The organism is Collinsella aerofaciens (genome assembly GCF_015670745.1).
Classification (GTDB): domain Bacteria; phylum Actinomycetota; class Coriobacteriia; order Coriobacteriales; family Coriobacteriaceae; genus Collinsella; species Collinsella aerofaciens_T.
Window position 1 is genome coordinate 26358 of the sequence record NZ_JADPCH010000008.1, and the last position, 18380, is coordinate 44737.

Genomic DNA, 18380 nt, shown 5'->3' on the forward strand with positions numbered 1-18380 from the left:
TCTGCCTCCCCGGCGCCTCATCTATAGCTGCCGTTTCCCCATATAAAACCTGCCAAAATAAACCTGTCCCTTTTTGGTCGGTGCGAAATGGGTAATACTAAAGAGTTATCCGACCAGATGGGAGCCGATTGATGGCCTATATCGAATTCAAAGACGTCGTCAAAGCATACGGCGAGGGCGATGCCCGCATTCATGCGCTCGACGGCGCGAGCTTTACGGTCGAGCGCGGCGAGCTCGCCATCATTCTGGGTGCTTCGGGTGCCGGCAAGACCACGGCGCTCAACATTCTGGGCGGCATGGATACGGCGACCTCCGGCACCGTGACGGTGGACGGGCGCGACGTGAGCTCTGCCAACGAGGCGCAGCTCGTGGAATACCGCCGCGCCGACGTCGGCTTTGTCTTCCAGTTCTACAATTTGGTCCCCAACTTGACGGCGCTCGAAAACGTCGAGCTCGCGGCGCAAATCTGCCCCGATTCGCTCGATGCCGAGCAAACGCTTTGCCAGGTTGGCCTGGGCGAGCGCCTCGCCAACTTCCCCGCGCAGCTTTCGGGCGGCGAGCAGCAGCGCGTGTCCATCGCCCGCGCGCTGGCCAAGAACCCCAAGCTGCTTTTGTGCGACGAGCCCACGGGTGCACTCGACTACAAAACCGGCAAGCAGATCTTGCAGTTGCTACAGGACACCTGCCGCAAGCAGGACATCACGGTCATTATCATCACCCACAACTCCGCGCTGGCGCCCATGGCCGATCGCCTGATCCGCTTTAAGAGCGGCCGCGTGGAGAGCGAGACGGTCCAACAAAATCCCGTGCCTATCGAGACGATCGAGTGGTAGCGCCCATGGACCAAGATTGCCAAAACAGCCAAAACCACGATACGGAGCACGCGGGCCGCGACCGGGAGTTCGCGACCTACCGTACCGCTCAAAGCTCAAACGATATGGTGCCGACGGTTTTTCGCCGTGGCATCTACCGCACGATTCGGGGCAGTCTTAAGCGCTTCCTATCTATCGTGGTCATCACTGCGCTTGGCGTGAGCGTGATGTGCGGCCTTAAGGCGGGCTGCGAGGATTTGTGCGATTCGGTCGACGCCTATTTTGACCAGCAGAATGTCTATGACATTAACGTGCAGTCGACCTATGGCCTTACGCGCGACGATCTCGCGGCTATCCAAGAGGTCGACGGCGTCGAGACGGTCGAGGGCATCTACACCGAGACCGCCTACACCGCCGTGGGCACAACGCGCGAGCGCGTGGTCGTGCAAAGTCTCTCCAAGGAGAACATCGATCAGCCGGCGCTGGTGAGCGGCGATTTGCCCGAGAGCGCCGATGAAGTCGCGGTGACTTCGAAGTTCCTGAAGGCTTCGGGCAAAAAGCTCGGCGATACGGTGAGTTTTGCCGCCAATGACGCGAGCTCGTCCAACCAAAGTGCCAAGGATCAGTTTGCCGCGGGCGATTACACCATTACGGCCGAGGTCCTCGATCCTACCGACGTGAGCTCCGACTCGACAGTCAACGCCTTTCGCGCTGCTTCGGCTGCGGACTATAAGTTCTATGTGAGCGAGGATGCCGCGACATCTTCTTCCTACTCCGCAGTCCACGTGATCGTCGAGGGAGCCAAGAGTCTTAACTCCTATTCAGATGCCTACACGACAAAGATCAACGAGGTCAAAGGCAATATCGAGAAGATCCGCGAGGAGCGTGAGAAGGCGCGCGTCCAGGAGTTGACGGTTGACACGCCGTCAAGCTTGGATACGGCCGAGCGTCAGGCCGCCATGCTCTTTGGGATCGAGCAGGATAACATCAACCGTATGGCCGAGGGCAGCGAGGAGCGCGTCCAGGCTCAGGCCGAGTTGGACCAGCGCCGCGCCGCCGCCGACCAGCATTTTGCCGATGCCCGCGCCGAGCTTTCCGATCTGGGCGAATGCACCTGGTACATTCAGGACCGCGGTAACATCGCAAGCTACTCGAGCGTCGAGAGCGACAGTTCTTCGATCGAGGCCATCGCCACGGTTTTCCCATTTATCTTCTTTGTCGTCGCTGTGCTCATCAGTCTTACCACCGCCACGCGCATGGTCGAGGAGGAGCGCACGCTTATTGGCCTGTACAAGGCGCTTGGCTATTCACGCGAGCGCATCCTGTCCAAATACGTGGACTATGCGCTGTGGGCATGTCTGATCGGCGGCGTGCTCGGCAACATCATCGGATTTGTGGGCCTGCCGCTGTTCCTGTTTACGGTGTTCGACGACATGTACTCGCTGCCCCAGATGCTGCTCTCGTACGACATCGTGTCCTCAATCGTCTCGGTGGCGCTGTTTGCCGTGGGCGTGGTGGGCGCTACGATTATCGCCTGCCGCCACGAGATGGCCGAGACCCCGGCCTCGCTCATGCGTCCCAAGGCCCCACGCGCCGGCTCTCGCATCTTGCTTGAGCGCATCGGCTTTATCTGGCGCCGCATGGGCTTTTTGAACAAGGTGGCAGCACGTAACCTGTTCCGCTACAAAAAGCGCGCTTTTATGACCATCTTCGGTATCGCCGGCTGCACGGCGCTCGTGATCTGCGGTATGGGCATTCGCGACACGTCGGTGGCGCTTTCGCCCAAACAGTACGGGCATATCACGCGCTACGACCTGCTGGCGGTCGCCAATCCCGACGATTTTTCGCAGACGTGCGCGGCATTGGATGAGCGCAGCGCGGCCAATGATTTCAACGTGACCGTGACCTCGACCCTGCCGATTATGACCGACAACGTCACCTTTACGTTTGGCGGCAAGAGCGAGACCGTGCAGCTGATCGTGGTGCCCGATGACCGCACGGGTGACTTGGGCGATTACGTGCGTCTGGAGGATGAGTCCAATGAACCGCTGCCTTTGCGTGACGGAGACGTGTATCTGAGCAAGAGTTCACAGCTGGTGCTGGGGATTCAGCCGGGCGATACGGCTCACGTCCAGGATTCGTCGCTCAATGTTGCCAAGGTCAAAGTCAGCGACATTTCGCTTAACTATCTGGGCAACACGCTTTACATGACGCAGGGCACCTATGAGCGTGCGTTCGGTCGAAGCGCACGTCTTAACGGCGTCTTTGTGCTGCTTAAGGGCTCGTCGGCCGACCAGATTGCGTTTAGCAAGAATCTTAAGAGTGACGGTTGGCTTACGATTTCGAGTACGGCCGAGCATTGGGAAAACTATGAGGCGAACTTTACGATCATCAATTCGGTTGTGGTGCTCGTGACCTTCATGGCAGCGTGCCTGTCGTTTGTGGTGGTGTTTACGCTGTCCAACACGAATATCTCCGAGCGCGAGCGCGAGCTGGCGACCATTAAGGTGTTGGGCTTCCGCCGCGGTGAGGTGCACCATTACGTCAACAAGGAGACGTTGATCCTCACGGCGATTGGCGCTGCGCTGGGCGTGCCGCTGGGCGGCTTGCTGGCCGAGAGTTTTACGTACATTTTGCAGATGCCGTCGCTGTACTTTGATGTCGAGGTCGAGCCGCTAAGCTACGTGCTCGCCGTGGTGCTTTCCTTTGGCTTTACGTTTATCGTCAACCTCGCCACCAATCGTACCCTCAACAAGATCGACATGGTCGGCGCCCTCAAGAGTGCCGAGTAACCTGCCAAAAAGGGACAGGTTTATTTTGGCAGGTTTTATCTGGGCAAACGCCGGACACCTACGGGCGATCCGGCGTTTGCCCCGTTTTGCTGGGGATGTCTGTCGTTCAGTGCTCTTACTGGCCAATCCAGTGTTGCGCATAGCTCTTAATGTCCTCGGTAAAACCGTCAAGGTCGTCAAGGGTGATCACGCTGTCGATAAGCAAATTGGCTATCTCGCGGTGCATTGTGCTGCGGCGAATGTCGTTTGCAATTACGCCTGAGGACAGCTTGTCTCTATTGAGGTGCTCTTCTAGTGCCCAAAATCTACTGGACGCTTCGCTGTCGCCGTTCAGCATCTCAACGTACTGGCTGATGAGCTTTTCCATATAACGTTCTTGCCATTGAGGAAGCATTTTCTTAAACAGCTTCCAGTCGCTTTCGGCTACGTCGCGCATATGTCCTCCGCTCGTCAAACGGGCTTTCCATTTGCCTTTCATTCTATTTGGTTTTCGCTCGCAGGCGTGGATGAGAGGCTCTCTTTAGCCTTCGAGATTGGGCTTGAATGGGTCGTATGCCACAAAACGGGCCTATCTACTACGTTTAATTGGATACTCTCAATCATGCCGGGGAAACGAAAAATAAAACCGCAGGTAGAAGGCCTGTCGATTTTCAAAAAAGGCAGGTATGGTCGGCTCTCTCGAGTTAAACGTAGTAAATAGGCCCTTTTCTTGGCGCGTGGTCAGCTCAATGCTAATCTCCGTGCCGGAACTGGCCCAGTTGTTTGTAAGTTGCGGTGATATAGGGACTGTTTGGCGCTTTGGAGCCTCAAAACAGTCCCTATATCACCGCAACTTGGAAGGGGCGGGCGGTGTCGGATGAGTGGCGCTGGCTGGTTGGGGCGGTTTAGGCCTGTTTGCGGCACTTCCATTGTTTGCGACACCAGCGCATGAGCGCCTTTACGATGGGAATCGTGATGAGGATGATCCATGCAGGATGGGGCTGTCCCAAACAGAGCCACATGTAGAGGAACCAAGCGATGGCGGCTGCTGGATAGACGCATTCAGTGAGCTTTGACAAATGGCGTCGATCGATAAAGTCACCAATCGCGTAGTAGACGGGAACCAAAAAGACGAGGAAAAGCCCCATGCCCCATGTGCCGTAGACAATGCCGAGCACCAGATAGGCGAGAGTGACAAGTGCGGGGAAGGGGAATTTGTTCCATGCACGTCCGACCTTGGTGTGGAAATGCTTGCCATGATGGTCGAGCTTGTCGTGTGCTTCCTTCCAGCTGGAAAACGTCTCGCCGTCGATGGTGACGGTGCCGTCGTCATTGGTACGCACGCTATGTCCATCGTCCTCAAGCGTATCGATATGCACGCCGCCCGGCCCCACATGCACCTCTTCGCCCTTGCGCTCGTTGGTCACATGGATGCCGCTCCAACCAACATGGACTTCCTCGCCTTTATTGGGATCAATGACGTGGATACCGCGCGCGAGGGAAATATCGACAAGTGGTTTGTCACCGCAATCGGCGTGCTCGGCAGAATCCTCAGCCTCGTCAGCCACATCCGCCGTCTCGGTGTCGGCGCTACCGTCCTCCGGGCCGTCGGCATCGTTGGCCGCCTCCCCATATAGCAGCTTGTCCAACGACACGCCATACAGCGCGGCGAGCGCAATGAGGTTATCGGTATCGGGTGAGGACTCGCTGCGCTCCCATTTACTAACAGCCTGGCGGCTTACGCCCAGCTGGGCAGCAAGCGCCTCCTGAGAAAGCCCGGCAGCTTTACGGCGATCGACGAGGCGCTGTGCCATCGCAAGATCCATGGTGGTTCCTTTCGTTTGATGGTCGAATCGAATGAGCCGAGTATGCCGAGAACAACCGGTAGCGACCACCATTTCTAGTTAGAATCTGCTCAAACCCTACCGCAACTACCGGTAGCAACCCCTAACGACCAGCCATTTTAGGACAAATGTCAATGCAAGTAGCAGCCAAGAGCTCCCACTCAGTAAATTGCGGTGGAGTAGTTCCTAAATTCAGCCATTTGCGGACTAAGCAGGAACTATTTCACCGCAACTGAATTTCAGGTCAGGCACCCGCAGCAAGAAGGCGAATAGCCTCGGCCTCTCCAGTTACCGCAGGAGGCCCCAGGGCTTACCTCCCAAATCTTTCCGCAGGACGGAAGGACCCCGCCGCGCGAAGCGCACGGCGGGGTCCTGACATGTCCGAGGACGATTTGGGAGGTAAGCCCTGGGAGCTCCGATGGGGGCGGTTCCAGCCGAGGCTATTCGTCGCCGAAGCTGATGCCCAGCGCCTTGGCCTCGCGCACCAGATCACTCTGGGGGTCGACAAACTTGAGCTTGCCGGCGACATCCTCGAGCGGCATGTGGCACATTTTGCCGTCGCGCAGGGCAATCATGTAGCCAAACTCGCCGCGCAGGCAGCCGAGCGCTGCCTCGACGCCGCACTGAGTCGCAAAGATGCGGTCCTGGGCGTCGGGCTGACCGCCGCGCTGCGTGTGGCCGGGGATGGCGACGCGGGTCTCGCGACCGGTCTTGGCCTCGATCTCCTTGGCGATGTCGTACACGATTGACGGGCTCGTGCGCTCGGCGAGCTTCTTCTTGTACTCCTTCTTGGGCAGCGCCGCGTCCTCCTTGGAGATAGCGCCCTCGGCGACGGCCACGATAGTAAAGCGGCTGCCGGTCTCCATGCGATGCTCGATGGTCTTGATGACGTTATCCATGTCGTAGGGAATCTCGGGAATCAAGATGACATCTGCGCCGCCCGCGACGCCGGCATACAGCGGGATCCAGCCAACCTTGTGGCCCATGATCTCGATAACGAACACGCGCCCGTGACTCGACGCGGTGGTGTGGATGTCGTCGATGCACTTGGTAGCGACGTCGATGGCGCTCGTAAAGCCAAACGTCAACTCGGTGCCCCAGGTGTCGTTATCGATGGTCTTGGGCAGCGCGATAACGTTGAGGCCCTCTTCGCGCAGGCGGTTGGCGGTCTTGGTGGATCCGTTGCCACCCAGCATAAACAGGCAGTCGAGCTGCAGCTTATGATAGGTGTGGACCATTGCGGGCACCTTCTCGACGCCGTCGGCCTCGGGAGTGTCCAGGCGCTTGAACGGCGTACGGCTCGTGCCCAGGATGGTGCCGCCGCGGGTGAGGATGCCGCTAAAATCGGCGGGAGTCATGACACGGAATCTGCTGTAGATAAGGCCCTGGTAGCCGTCCTCAAAACCATAGATTTCGATAGGCTCTTCGCTGTTGGTCATAAGTGTTTTGACAATGCCGCGCATGGTGGCGTTGAGTGCCTGGCAGTCGCCGCCACTGGTAAGAAGACCGATCCTAAGCATGATGAATCCTTCCGGGCAAGTTATAACATGCGCATAAGTTTACCCCCGCACACTGTTGACGCGGGGGTAAAACGTGTTAGCTCAAGCGTATGGAAATGTAAACAACGTCAGGCGAGCGTAAGGCCGACAGGCCTGGCTCCTTACAGTGCGAAGGCGTCGACGTCGCCCCAGTGGCGGCGCAGCGTAATAGCGGCGGCGGGTTCGGTATTGTCAAAGACGACCGACCATTGCGTATTGCTGGTGATGTCTTCCGGATTGGGTTCTTGCGCTGCGGCGCGCAGGGCTTCCCAGACAATCGTTTCGTCCTGGGCACCGACATGGGCGTCAAGGACATCGGCGATTGCGACGGCGCGCTCTTTGCCATGGCCCAGCTCGCCATTCTTTTGGTTGGGCAGCACTTCGTCGCCATAGCAGGCGTAGAAGTTCGTAACCTGGCGTACGGGAGTCGCTTTGAAAGCGCGGTCCGGATCGCGCGGGTCCCATTCTACTACGCGCGCGTCACCGGCGGCGTCGTTGATAAAGAAGTGGTAATCGCGTCCTGCCATGGCGTGCATGTCGTAGGCGAAAAGCAGGTCGACAGCTTCTTGCGTGGTGGCGGCACGGTCGAGCACCAGACGGATGGCGAGCGAGGTGTTGATGACGGGACGTTGCGTGTCCTGGTCACAGGGCTTGGAATCCAGGGTGAGTACGGCAATGGACACGCCGCATTCGTTAACACCATCGAGCTGGGCAAACGGGCCCATCAACGCCGCGGCGCGTCCGGCGACGGAGTCAAGCGGAGTGTTATCGCCCAGGTTGTTAAGGGCGACAAGCCCGATGGAAGCATAGCCGCCGCGTGGGTGATTGCGCACCAGCAGCGCCGAGGTGTCGTCCTTAAAGTCGTAATTGCGACCGGTGCGCACGCGACCTTCGGCATCTACGGCGACAAAAGCGCTGCAGGCAAACTGGGGCGCCTGGACATGTGCCGGCACACCGGGCAGCACCTGCGCCACCACGGCATCGATGTAGGTCTGGTCGTCGCGCACGCCAGCGGCGATGATGCGATCGAGATCGTAGCCGTAGGCGATGTCGATTGCGTACAGGTCATAGCCATCCGCGTAGCCGGTCAAGCGTTTGAGCGACGCGGCGGACTTGATTTGCTTGTGATAAACGATACCGGTGGCAGCGGCAAGGCCGACGGCGACTCCCGCGACACCGCAGGTGATGGCAATGTTACGTGGCTTCATGACGGCTCCTCTCGTCCTGTTAGCGCAATTGTCGCAAAAGGAGCGCGGGCATGATGGCTCAACTTGGTGAGTGGCGCGGAATTAAGCACGGAATGAAGAGTGCGGCGCTGGCGTGGCGGGGTATGCTGGAGGGGACCATCAACCCAGCGAAAGGGGAGAGCATGACGGATCAGGAAACGCCCGAGCGCGCGCATGTGACGGCCGATGATATCGAGGCCGCCAACGACCTTATCGACTTTATCGAGGCATGCCCCAGTATGTTCCATACGGCGGCGACCATTATGGCCGAGCTCGACGAGGCGGGCTTTACCTACCTGCCCGAGAATGCGGCGTGGGACATCGAACCGGGCGGGCGTTATTACACGCAGCGCAACACCTCGAGCGTTGTTGCCTTTAAGGTGGGCGAGGACCTGGCCGCGACGTGGGGCGAGGACGGCGTCGCCGGTGACTATCATTTTCAGCTCACGGCGTCGCACAGCGATTCGCCGACGTTTAAGGTCAAGGCCGTGCCCGAGCTCGATGGCGCAGGCGAGACGCTGCGCCTGAACACCGAGGCCTACGGCGGCATGATCGACTACACCTGGTTCGACCGCCCGCTGGCGCTGGCCGGACGTGTGCTGGTGCGCGAGGGCGACCGTATCGAGAGCCGCCTGCTTGCCACCGAGCGCGAGGTCGCTATTATCCCGAGCCTTGCCATCCACATGAACCGCGGCGTTAACGAGGGCTTTGCTCCCAACCGAGCCGTCGACCTGTGCCCGCTCATCAGCGCCGGCGAGCTTAAACAGGGAGATTTTGACGTACTGATCGCTGACGAACTGGACGTTGAACCCAAGCAGATCCTAGGTCGCGATCTGTTCCTGGTCAATCGTCAGGATGCGCGCATTTGGGGCTGGGCCGACGAGTTTATCTCGACGCCCAAGCTCGACGACCTGGCCTGCGCTTACACCTCGCTGCAGGCATTTTTGGGTGCCGAGAATGCGCATGACATCTCGGTCTTTTGCTGCTTTGATAACGAGGAGGTTGGCTCCGAGACCAAGCAGGGCGCCATGTCGACGTTCTTGGCCGACGCGCTGCGCCGCATCAACGGATCGCTGGGCTTTGACGACGAGTCGTACCATCGCGCACTTGCCGCCTCGATGCTTGTGAGCTGCGACAATGCGCATGCCGTGCACCCCAACCACGCCGAGAAGTGCGATGCTCGCAATCAGGTTGTGCTCAACGGCGGCATTGTCATTAAGGAAGCCGCCAACCAGCACTACTGCACCGATGCCTTTAGCCGCGCGGTGTTCCAGGCCATCTGTGATGACGCCGACGTACCCACACAGGCCTTCGCCAACAAGAGCGATATGGCCGGAGGCTCCACACTCGGCAACCTGTCCAATATGCAGGCGAGCATGCATGCCGTGGACGTGGGCCTGCCGCAGCTGGCCATGCACTCAAGCTACGAGACCGGCGGCGTACGCGACGTGATGTACGCCATCCGCGCCCTCACCGCCTTCTACGAGCGCAACCTAACCATCAACGGCGCCGAAAGCGTGGAGCTCTAAAACCTACCAAAAAGGGACAGGTTCATTTTGGCAGGTTTTATCTGGACGAATGCAAAGGGTGAAACCGAACTAGATCGGTGATACGTAGCCGCCGAGGTGCAGTGTGCCTCGGCGGCTTTTTGTGTACAGAGTACGGCTAATGCTTATAAATGCTATACATGCTTTACGTATCTACCATAGAGTTTTATGATGATTATAAAGTATTAAGGAGAGGTCATGACCACAACAGCCGCTCAGATCAACGTACGTCTCGATGCCGATCTTAAAAGGAGTGGGGACGCCGCTCTCTCCAGGGCCGGTATGACGCCGAGCCAGGCGGTGCGAGCGCTCTGGCGGCTTGCAGCGTCGCTGGCTGATCGGCCCGGCGCGCTCCAGGACATCCTTTCGCCCGGTCGTGCCCGGGCGGAACAGCGCGAGCGCGAAAAGGCCGCTAAACGTAAGCTCGAGCTCATGGATCAGGGGTCGAAGCTGTTCGCTGCCGCTTGCCGTGAGTCGGGAATCGATATGGTCAAGGCTCAGCCCTCGGGCGATGAAGAACTCAAACGGAACGCCTACGCGGATCGCTACGGCGAGGAGATGAGCTGGCTCTATGAGTGAGACTCCAAGGCGCATCTTGGTTGACACCAACGTGTGGCTCGATTACTTCATTCCCTCACGACGTGGTCGTTCGGTGGCGATTGAGTTTTTACGCGATGCATGCACGGCGCAGGTGGATTTGCTGTATGCGGCGACATCGTCCAAAGATCTGTTCTATTTGATTTCGAGCGAACATAAGGCGTGGTATCGGCGCGAGCATGGCTCGCTATCCCAAGATGCCGCCGTGGCGGCGACATCACTTGCATGGGATTGCCTCGACGTGTTGTCGCAACTTGCCACGCCGGTACCCTGCGACCTGAGTGACATATGGATGGCGAGCAAGCAGCGTAAGCTCCATAGCGATTACGAAGACGATTTAATCATTGCGGCAGCAATGCGCGCAAAGGCAGACCTTCTGGTCACCAACGATGCCAAACTCTGTTCACACGCACCCGTCGCAGCAATGAGTGTAGTAGACGCAAGAAACTACCTGACGTCCTTCTAGTGTTCGATCCAACAACGTAAAGTTTCGCCGGCTTGCAGGTGACGCAGATTCTCTGCGGCAATGTCGACCACATTGTTGAGCGTAGCCTCCAAGTGGAACCAGCCCGAGATATGCGGCGTGATGAGCATGTTGGGCGCATCCCACAGCGGGCTTGTCGCGGGCAGCGGCTCGGGGTCGGTGACGTCGACCGCGGCGCCGGCGAGATGTCCCGACTCCAGGGCGGCAACCAAATCGTCGGCAACTACAAGATCGCCGCGGCCGCCGTTGGCAAAGAAGGCGCCCGACTTCATCGCGGCGAAGAATTCGGCGTTCGCCAGGCCGCGGGTCTCGGGTGTGCTCGGCATAAAGGATGCGACGATGTCGGCCTCCGCCAAGCGCTCAGGTAGGGCGTCCATGCCGTCCATGTCCTCAAACACAATGTGGTAGACGAGTGGATGGCGCTTGATGCCGCGGACGTGCGCGCCCATGCTGCGGCAGAGCGTGGCAAAGTGGCCGCCAATGTCGCCCGCGCCCAGCACCAGCACATTGGCGTTTTTGAGCGAGGTGACCGGCCCCAAATCCTCCCAGCGATGCTCGCGCTGCAGGTCCTGGTAGCCGGGCAGGCGCTTCATCATGGAAAGGACCATGGCAAACATGTGCTCGCTCACAGCCTGGCCGTAGGCGCCCACCGAGCAAGACAGTTTGGCGTCGGCCGGCACGGTGCCGGCGGCTAAGTAATCGTCATAGCCGGCGGTCTGCAATTGCAACAGCTGGAGATGGTCGCATGCCGTGAGCATGCCAGGGTCGATGTTGCCCAGAATTACGTCGGCGTTGGCGACCTGTTCACGCGTGATGGCGTCGGAGCTCGTGTAGATAAAGTCCTCGCCCGGAGCGCTCGACTCAAGAATCGCGCGGTGACGATCATTGACGGGCAGCAAAACCAGGATGTTCACAAGCAGTCCTTTCCGCTCGACCTGCCAAAAAGGGACAGGTTTATTTTGGCAGGTTGTATCAGGCAAAACGTTCAAATAAAACGCCGGATGCAAGACGAGGGTGCCCGTCAGCATCCGGCGCATCTACGGCTACCAGCTCAGCAGCTCGTAGCCGTCCTCGGTCACCACGAGCTGTACCTCGCACTGGGCCGAATCGCTACCGTCCTTGGTGCGTACGCACCAGCCGTCGCCCTTGCTAATCTTAATGTCGGGCGCTCCGGCATTGACCATGGGCTCGATGGTAAAGACCATGCCCGGAGCCATGATGGTGTCCACATCGGGCGCCTCGGTGGTAAAGCCCACAAACGGGTCCTCGTGGAACTCCTTGCCAATGCCGTGCCCGCCGTACTCGCGCACAACGCTAAAGCCAGCGTCCTCGACCGTCTTTTGCACGGCCTCGGCCATAACGGACAGCGGCAGCCACGGCTTGACGGCGGCCAGACCCGCCTCCACGCTGGCACGGGTGACCTCGACCAGGTGCTGGCGCTCGGCAGAGACCTCGCCGATGCAGAACATGCGGCTCGAATCACTAAAGTAGCCGTCCAAGATCGTGGAACAGTCGACGTTGATGATGTCGCCCTCGTGCAGCACGTCCGTATCGCAGGGGATACCGTGGCAGACCACATCGTTGATCGAGGTGCACACACTCTTGGGATAGCCCTCGTAGTTGAGGTCGGCCGGCGTGCCACCGTGCTCGACGGTGTAGTCGTAGATCATCTGGTCGATCTGGTTGGTGGTCATGCCCGCGGAGATATGCTCGCCCACATAATCGAGCACGCCCACGTTGATGGCTGCCGAGCGCTTGATGCCCTCGATATCGGCGGGCGTCTTGTAGAGCGTGCGGGGCAGAACCTCCCAGCCCTCTTCCCACAAGCGCTCGAGGCGCTCATCAAAGGCGCTATGGCATTTCTTGTATTTCTTACCGCTGCCGCACCAGCAGGCGTCGTTGCGGCCGGGTACGGGTCCGTTGTCAAACATGGCTAACTTCCTTTCATCCGCAGCTAGTATAGCCCACCCACGCGTCCATAAAAGTTGCGGTGATATAGTTCCGATTTAAGCGGTTTAACAGCATAAATAGGAACTATATCACCGCAACTGATGGAGCGGGATGGCTGACACTAGCTGCTGCGTGGTTTTGCTAGTAGCTCACTTGGCAGGGAATGCCGAGGGCGCGCACGCGTGCGGCAATCTTGTCGAGCACCTCGGGCACCGCTTTGGCAAGGCCGGCGATTGGTGTCTCGCGCGCCACCGTGTAGATGGTCGCCTCCTGCGGACGAATGCGCTCGAGCGCCGCGAGCCAGGGGGCAACGTACTCCTCGCCGGTGTTGTCAATGGGCTTGCCTTGATACTCGCCGGTCAAAAAGATCGTCTGGATAATAACGTGACCGTCAAAGCTTGCGAACGTCTCGATCTGGTGCTCGACGTCGTAGGGGCCAACGGGCTGGTCGAGCAGCTGGATAAATGCCGGGTCGACGGTATCGAGCTTAAGAATGTTGTCATCGACCATCATGAGCGCGTCGTGCACCTCGGGGCGGTCGGCGCGCGTGCCGTTGGAGAGCACGGCGATCTTGGAGTTTGGGGCAAGCTCGTCGCGCAGCGCGACGGCGCCGGCGATGGCCTGCGGAAACTCCGGTGCGGCGGTGGGCTCGCCGTTTCCTGCGAAGGTGATCACATCGGGGAGCTCGCCCTCGGCTGCCATCTCGCGCAGCTTTGCCTCGAGCGCGTCGAGTACCACGGCAGCTGTGTTGTACGGCTCATGGCAGGGGCGCTCGGCGTTGAGGCCGTTTTCGCAGTAAATGCAGTCGAACGTGCAGATTTTGCCGCTGGCCGGCATCATGTTGACGCCGAGCGAGAGACCAAGGCGACGGCTGCGAACGGGCCCAAAGATGGGGCTGGCATTCAAAAACGTAGACATAGGCATATGCTCCTCAAGACAATTGTGCCTAAGCATAGCATCGGCTCCAAAGCAAGGTGCGGGCTCTTGCTTTACAAGTTTCGTTTTTTCACGTCGCCCATTATGCCGCGCCATGAAAAGCCTCGGGTCGGGTAAAGTTAATCTGTTAACAAGGTGTAAGGCAATGTGGGTCCATCCAACCGCGCTGACGTGCAACTGGATGAGCATTGATGATGGGGGCACAACATGAATTTTACGGTCGAGAATGCGGGCACCACGATTGCCTGTCGCGAATATGCCGGCCCAGATGTGTCGCCTGATGCTCCTGCCTTGGTGTGCGTGCACGGCGCTTGTGTCGACGGCACATTTTTCGACGGTATCGCTTGTGAGCTCAGCCGCAACTACCGCGTAATTGCCTACGACCGCCGCGGCTGCGGTGGCAGCAGCGATGCGGCAGACGGCAGCTATGATCTTGCCGCTCAGGCCGCCGACCTGCAAGCCGTGATCGAACACGTTGGCGCTCCGACAAATATGCTTGCGCATAGCGCCGGTACGTTGGTGGCGCTGGAGCTTCTTCGCGCCGAACCCCATCTCGTCGCCCGTGCGATTCTGCATGAGCCGGCTGTGTCGGCCGAAGGCGTCGGCATGGGCGCAGCTCCGGTTTTGCTCGATATGATTGCGGCGGGAAAGGTTTCAAGGGCGCTCCGGCTTTTCTTGGGAGCCCTCGGCGACTTGGACCCCGAGGCTCCTGGGACGACCGAAGCGGAAGTCAAACATGCCCTGCGCAATGGTCGTTGCTTTATGGCCAATGAATACGGAACAAATATGACATATGCTCCCGACTGGGAGCGCGCCCGCGCGTCAAAGGCGGTGTCGGCCGTGTTCTTGGGCGAGCTCTCGGTTGGCACGCCCCGCGAGGCTGGCACGCGAGCGGCTGCCGAATATCTCGATTGCCCTCTTGTGACGATCCCGGGCGCGCATAACGGTCTGCGCGATCGCCCCGTTACGGCGGCAAACGCCGTTCGCGATGTCTTGGAGCGTTAGCACGCTCGATGACCTGCGGGGAGAGGGGCTGTTAGCGTTTCGTCATTGTTAACGAATGCGCCCATAAGCGCGCGCCCGCGGCTCCATTATTGCCGCTTGCCAGGTCATAAAAATGTAACGATAATCGCGCGTTTGCCTTCAGCTGTTAGATGTTACCCTTGTACCAATTGATATGCACTGTTGCCGTGCGTAACGATAGAAAGGGCCCCATATGCTCAATAATCACGAGGTCAATCTAACCGACGAGGAGGCTGCCGCCGAGGTCGCCCGCGTCGCGAAGACCTACCCCGTGGTGCGTTTGCTGTCGGCCGATCAGATTAAGAGCGAGCCTAACTGCCTGCTCGCCGGCAATCGGTGCCCTTGTTTGCGTCAGTCGAGTCTTGAGGCCTTGGCAGATTCCGATGAAGTGTCGGAGCAACTGCTCAACGATGGTGTTGAGTACCGCGCCCGCCTGCGCCCTCTGAAGGTCGAGGGCGAGCCTCATGTCTTACTGATGGTGCGTCCGATCGATGAGCAAGAGGCTGCAGAAGAGGACCTTGTCTACACCGACGTGCTGACGAGCGTGCGCAATCGCCGATATTACGAGGAAAAGCTCCGTAGCGCCCGCATGAATGCCGGCGTTGCGGTGATCGACCTTGATGATTTTAGGGTCTTCAACGATACGTGTGGCCGTCATGCCGGCGACCTTGCGCTCGGTGCTGTGGCGACGGCCATACGCAGCGGAATTCGTTCGACTGACGAGCTCGTACGCTATGGCTGCGACAAGTTTGTGGTCGTCATGCCCAATATTCCCTCCGATGACTTCACCCGTCGCCTGCATCAGGTGTCCGATGCCGTTCGTTCCACGATTGTTCCGGGCCATGAGTACGTGAGCTTGACGGCATGTGTTGGTGGCCTTCGCATTCATGGCGAGACGGTCGATGAGGGCGTTGGCCGCGCTGTCCAGTTATTGAGCCGCGCTAAGGCAAAAGCCGGTACGGTCGTGACCGATGCCGATTCCATCGAGGCCTTCCAAAGCGAAAAGCCTTTGGTGCTTATTGTTGATGACTCCGAGATGAACCGAGCCATTCTCAACGAGATGCTCAAGGACGAGTATTGCATCCTGGAGGCCGACAACGGTCGTACGGCGCTCGACATGGTCGACCGCTATGGCGATGAGTTGTCGCTCGTGCTGCTGGATATTGTCATGCCGGGCATAAGCGGCTTTGAGGTGCTGGCCGATCTGTCGCGCCGATCGGGTATCGACAATCTGCCTTTTATCATGATTTCGAGCGAAGATTCCGATGATATGGTTCTGCGCGCGTACGAGCTGGGCGCCTCGGACTATATCAACCGCCCGTTTGACTCCCGTGTCGTGCGCCGCCGTGTAAGCAACACCATCCGCCTATACGCCAAACAGCGCCGCCTGACGAGCCTGCTGTCCCAGCAGTACAACGAGCGCGTCAAGAACAGTCGCATGCTCATCGACATCATGGCCGGCGTCATGGAGCTTCGCAACGGCGAGAGCGGCAGACACGTTACGAACATCGAGAAGCTGACCGAGCTGCTGCTTGGCTGTCTGGTCCAGCGTAGCGACACCATCTCCCTCGACAATGAGGAACGCTCTACGATTGCCCTGGCTTCGGCGCTGCACGATATCGGCAAGATGTCGATTGACGATGCGATTCTCAACAAACCCGGGCGCCTTACGCCCGAGGAGTTCGAGATTATGAAGACGCATACCACGATGGGCGCCGACATGTTGCTTGAGCTGGGCCGCCATCACGTCGGCAATGCGCTTATGGAATATGCGTACCAGATTGCGCGTTGGCATCACGAGCGCTGGGACGGCAAGGGTTATCCCGATGGCCTTAAGGGCGACGAGATTCCCATTGCCGCGCAGGTGGTCTCGGTGGCCGACGTGTATGATGCGCTGACGAGCGTGCGCGTGTACAAGGACGCTATCCCGCACAAGGAGGCGATCCAGATGATCCTGGACGGTAAGTGCGGCACCTTTAACCCGCTGTTGCTCGAATGCCTGCTCGAGGTGCAAGACCGTATTGCCGAGACGTTGGCACGCCCCGCCGACGTCGTTGCGTTTCCCACGATTTAGTTTGACCAAAGGAGTTTTAATCCATGATTTCCATGCGTGAGGCGTATGAGAAGATCGGCGCTAATTATGATGACGCGTGCGCTCGGCTGATGGGCGGGGAAATGCTTGCCCGCTTTGCCCTCAAGTTTTTGGATGACGAGAGTATGGACAAGCTGGAGGCCGCCATGGCGGCGGGAGACGCCGAAGGTGCGTTTATGGCAGCGCACACGCTCAAGGGCGTGAGCCAGAACCTGGGATTCGATAATCTGTACGAGCCGGCGGTCGTGGTGACCGAGGCGCTGCGCGGCGCCGATACCGTTGACGGCGCCCGCGAGGGGATGCATGCGCTGCAGCAGCAATATGCGGCAACGATGTCAGCCCTGCGCGAGGCGGCCGAATAAGAGCTTGCGGGCCTTGATGACTATGAGAGTGGATAATCTCCCGTTTTAGGCCCGGTGGCGGCCTCAAAGTGGGAGATTATCCACTCTCGTTCGATACGTGTCCAATAATCCACTCTCACCCTTTCTGATTAGTGAATGGCCTATGCGCACTGGCGGGGCTTTCCGCATGCAATCCATATCGTTGTTCGATAAACTGTTCGAATAACGATAGAGTCGATGAGGGTGAGTGTATGTCCAACAGCGTTCAGCGTATGGCCAAGGCGGGCGAAAATATCAGGAAGCTTGGTTTTTGCATGGCAGCCGTTTTTGCAGGGATGCTCGTCGCTTTTACCGCGTTGGTTGTTTACGTGATCTGGTATGCGATTGCAAACGTTGCTTCTGTCGATTCTTTCGGCGTCGTGACGCTTCTCGATGGCGGGTGCATCGTTATCCCAAGCGGACTGTGCCTGGCACTCGTCGCGGGTATTTCGCTTGTCGTTCTGTGTGGGATCAGCCGTAACATCTCGCGAGGCGTCTCGCCCTTTACCAAGACGCATGTGCGGCTTATCCGTGTTCTTGCGCTTGCCTTTGCTGTTAACGCCGCGGTTTCGCTTATTGGTGCCTACGGATCGGTCAATCTTACCATTGGTGGGCTGGAGCTTTACGTCGTGCCTCATTCCTTCGTTATTGAGATTTGCCAAGGCGTTGCCTTTGATGCGGGGTCGCTTATCGGCGCGGCTGTCTGTCTGTGTATCTCGGTGATCTGGAGTTATGCCTCGCTGCTCCAAGAGCAGTCTGACGAGCTTGTGTAGGAGGAAGCATGAGCTATCTCATCATCGAGCTTGAGACGCAACTACTTAAGACCGGAAAGACCAGCGCTGATCTGATTCGGGCCACGGGGCATACCCCGGCTAATATTTCAAAGCTAAGAAACGGAAAAATAAAAGCTATTCGCCTTAAGACGCTTCTTGATATCTGCGATGAACTTGATTGTCAACCGGGAGATATTATTCGGCGGGTGAGTGAGAAAGAGCTTGAGGAGCTTATTGTTGAGCGCGCAAAAAATGTCGTGAGACAGATGCGGGACGGCGGAGGCAATGAGGCGTTGCTTCCGACATCAGTCTTTGCTGTAGATTTGAGCGATGAGTAGCATAAAGCGAACAACTATAACGAAATATCAGCGTAAAGGGGCCCGTGTCTAACACGGGTTCTTTCTTTT

Annotated in this window: 17 protein-coding genes; 10 read left to right on the forward strand and 7 right to left on the reverse strand. The window is 58.5% G+C overall.

Annotated elements, in window-relative coordinates; translation table 11 throughout:
• The first annotated feature begins 131 nt into the window (after positions 1-131).
• Both I4W07_RS04185 and I4W07_RS04190 read left to right on the forward strand, forming a co-directional pair.
• Positions 132-833, forward strand: coding sequence for an ABC transporter ATP-binding protein (locus tag I4W07_RS04185; protein ID WP_196025710.1), 702 nt, complete (start codon positions 132-134; stop codon positions 831-833).
• 5 nt (positions 834-838) lie between these two features.
• Positions 839-3604: an FtsX-like permease family protein gene (locus tag I4W07_RS04190; protein ID WP_230317469.1), complete on the forward strand. Its 2766-nt coding sequence runs from the start codon at positions 839-841 to the stop codon at positions 3602-3604.
• Between the two features lie 115 nt (positions 3605-3719).
• On the opposite strand, the gene I4W07_RS04195 is transcribed toward I4W07_RS04190, so the two are convergent.
• From I4W07_RS04195 to I4W07_RS04210, 4 genes are all read right to left on the reverse strand, one after another.
• Positions 3720-4040, reverse strand: coding sequence for a multidrug transporter (locus I4W07_RS04195; RefSeq protein WP_196025711.1), 321 nt, complete (start codon positions 4038-4040; stop codon positions 3720-3722).
• 448 nt (positions 4041-4488) lie between these two features.
• Positions 4489-5409 carry a helix-turn-helix domain-containing protein gene (locus tag I4W07_RS04200; protein ID WP_196025712.1) on the reverse strand — a complete coding sequence of 307 codons (921 nt, stop codon included), beginning with the start codon at positions 5407-5409 and terminating at the stop codon, positions 4489-4491.
• 458 nt (positions 5410-5867) lie between these two features.
• Positions 5868-6947, reverse strand: a complete 1080-nt coding sequence (locus I4W07_RS04205; RefSeq protein ID WP_196025713.1) for a 6-phosphofructokinase — start codon at positions 6945-6947, stop codon at positions 5868-5870.
• A gap of 140 nt (positions 6948-7087) precedes the next feature.
• Positions 7088-8173 (reverse strand): carcinine hydrolase/isopenicillin-N N-acyltransferase family protein, encoded by a 1086-nt coding sequence (locus tag I4W07_RS04210; protein ID WP_196025714.1) that lies wholly within the window; start codon positions 8171-8173, stop codon positions 7088-7090.
• 161 nt (positions 8174-8334) lie between these two features.
• Here I4W07_RS04210 and I4W07_RS04215 point away from each other — a divergent pair, with 161 nt between their 5' ends.
• The 3 genes from I4W07_RS04215 (at position 8335) to I4W07_RS04225 (ending at position 10801) form a co-directional block, all read left to right on the forward strand.
• Positions 8335-9720, forward strand: coding sequence for a M18 family aminopeptidase (locus tag I4W07_RS04215; protein ID WP_196025715.1), 1386 nt, complete (start codon positions 8335-8337; stop codon positions 9718-9720).
• A gap of 216 nt (positions 9721-9936) precedes the next feature.
• Positions 9937-10317, forward strand: a complete 381-nt coding sequence (locus I4W07_RS04220) for a translation repressor RelB (protein ID WP_148331244.1) — start codon at positions 9937-9939, stop codon at positions 10315-10317.
• Positions 10318-10333: 16 nt separating this feature from the next.
• A complete protein-coding gene (locus tag I4W07_RS04225; protein ID WP_195620809.1) occupies positions 10334-10801 on the forward strand; it encodes a type II toxin-antitoxin system VapC family toxin in 468 nt (155 codons plus the stop codon).
• Here the strand turns inward: I4W07_RS04225 and I4W07_RS04230 are convergent.
• From I4W07_RS04230 to I4W07_RS04240, 3 genes are all read right to left on the reverse strand, one after another.
• On the reverse strand, positions 10798-11733 hold the full coding sequence (locus I4W07_RS04230; RefSeq protein WP_271739749.1) for a D-2-hydroxyacid dehydrogenase: 936 nt from the start codon (positions 11731-11733) through the stop codon (positions 10798-10800). The genes I4W07_RS04225 and I4W07_RS04230 overlap by 4 nt on opposite strands.
• Positions 11734-11862: 129 nt before the next feature.
• A complete protein-coding gene (gene map, locus I4W07_RS04235) occupies positions 11863-12750 on the reverse strand; it encodes a type I methionyl aminopeptidase (RefSeq protein WP_152068565.1) in 888 nt (295 codons plus the stop codon).
• 160 nt (positions 12751-12910) lie between these two features.
• The gene (locus I4W07_RS04240) at positions 12911-13687 is read right to left on the reverse strand and encodes a radical SAM protein (protein WP_196025717.1); all 777 of its coding nucleotides are present in this window, start codon (positions 13685-13687) and stop codon (positions 12911-12913) included.
• A gap of 225 nt (positions 13688-13912) precedes the next feature.
• Between I4W07_RS04240 and I4W07_RS04245 the strand changes: the two genes are divergently transcribed.
• The 5 genes from I4W07_RS04245 (at position 13913) to I4W07_RS04265 (ending at position 18311) form a co-directional block, all read left to right on the forward strand.
• Positions 13913-14710: an alpha/beta fold hydrolase gene (locus tag I4W07_RS04245; RefSeq protein WP_196025718.1), complete on the forward strand. Its 798-nt coding sequence runs from the start codon at positions 13913-13915 to the stop codon at positions 14708-14710.
• A 211-nt stretch (positions 14711-14921) separates the two neighbouring features.
• A complete protein-coding gene (locus I4W07_RS04250) occupies positions 14922-16802 on the forward strand; it encodes a diguanylate cyclase (protein ID WP_196025719.1) in 1881 nt (626 codons plus the stop codon).
• A 23-nt stretch (positions 16803-16825) separates the two neighbouring features.
• The gene (locus I4W07_RS04255) at positions 16826-17182 is read left to right on the forward strand and encodes an Hpt domain-containing protein (RefSeq protein WP_230317470.1); all 357 of its coding nucleotides are present in this window, start codon (positions 16826-16828) and stop codon (positions 17180-17182) included.
• Positions 17183-17433: 251 nt separating this feature from the next.
• On the forward strand, positions 17434-17973 hold the full coding sequence (locus I4W07_RS04260; RefSeq protein ID WP_196025720.1) for a hypothetical protein: 540 nt from the start codon (positions 17434-17436) through the stop codon (positions 17971-17973).
• Positions 17974-17981: 8 nt separating this feature from the next.
• On the forward strand, positions 17982-18311 hold the full coding sequence (locus I4W07_RS04265; protein WP_195363767.1) for a helix-turn-helix domain-containing protein: 330 nt from the start codon (positions 17982-17984) through the stop codon (positions 18309-18311).
• Positions 18312-18380: the final 69 nt, after the last annotated feature.

What these genes read in the sequence shown, in the direction of transcription:
- I4W07_RS04215 (WP_196025715.1), top strand. Translation starts at nt 8,335, where the DNA reads ATGACGGATCAGGAAACGCCCGAGCGCGCGCATGTGACGGCCGATGAT.
- I4W07_RS04190 (WP_230317469.1), top strand. Translation starts at nt 839, where the DNA reads ATGGACCAAGATTGCCAAAACAGCCAAAACCACGATACGGAGCACGCG.
- I4W07_RS04250 (WP_196025719.1), top strand. Translation starts at nt 14,922, where the DNA reads ATGCTCAATAATCACGAGGTCAATCTAACCGACGAGGAGGCTGCCGCC.
- map (WP_152068565.1), bottom strand. Translation starts at nt 12,750, where the DNA reads ATGTTTGACAACGGACCCGTACCCGGCCGCAACGACGCCTGCTGGTGC.
- I4W07_RS04200 (WP_196025712.1), bottom strand. Translation starts at nt 5,409, where the DNA reads ATGGATCTTGCGATGGCACAGCGCCTCGTCGATCGCCGTAAAGCTGCC.
- I4W07_RS04255 (WP_230317470.1), top strand. Translation starts at nt 16,826, where the DNA reads ATGATTTCCATGCGTGAGGCGTATGAGAAGATCGGCGCTAATTATGAT.
- I4W07_RS04220 (WP_148331244.1), top strand. Translation starts at nt 9,937, where the DNA reads ATGACCACAACAGCCGCTCAGATCAACGTACGTCTCGATGCCGATCTT.
- I4W07_RS04260 (WP_196025720.1), top strand. Translation starts at nt 17,434, where the DNA reads ATGGCCAAGGCGGGCGAAAATATCAGGAAGCTTGGTTTTTGCATGGCA.
- I4W07_RS04245 (WP_196025718.1), top strand. Translation starts at nt 13,913, where the DNA reads ATGAATTTTACGGTCGAGAATGCGGGCACCACGATTGCCTGTCGCGAA.
- I4W07_RS04240 (WP_196025717.1), bottom strand. Translation starts at nt 13,687, where the DNA reads ATGTCTACGTTTTTGAATGCCAGCCCCATCTTTGGGCCCGTTCGCAGC.
- I4W07_RS04210 (WP_196025714.1), bottom strand. Translation starts at nt 8,173, where the DNA reads ATGAAGCCACGTAACATTGCCATCACCTGCGGTGTCGCGGGAGTCGCC.
- I4W07_RS04195 (WP_196025711.1), bottom strand. Translation starts at nt 4,040, where the DNA reads ATGCGCGACGTAGCCGAAAGCGACTGGAAGCTGTTTAAGAAAATGCTT.
- I4W07_RS04265 (WP_195363767.1), top strand. Translation starts at nt 17,982, where the DNA reads ATGAGCTATCTCATCATCGAGCTTGAGACGCAACTACTTAAGACCGGA.
- I4W07_RS04205 (WP_196025713.1), bottom strand. Translation starts at nt 6,947, where the DNA reads ATGCTTAGGATCGGTCTTCTTACCAGTGGCGGCGACTGCCAGGCACTC.
- I4W07_RS04185 (WP_196025710.1), top strand. Translation starts at nt 132, where the DNA reads ATGGCCTATATCGAATTCAAAGACGTCGTCAAAGCATACGGCGAGGGC.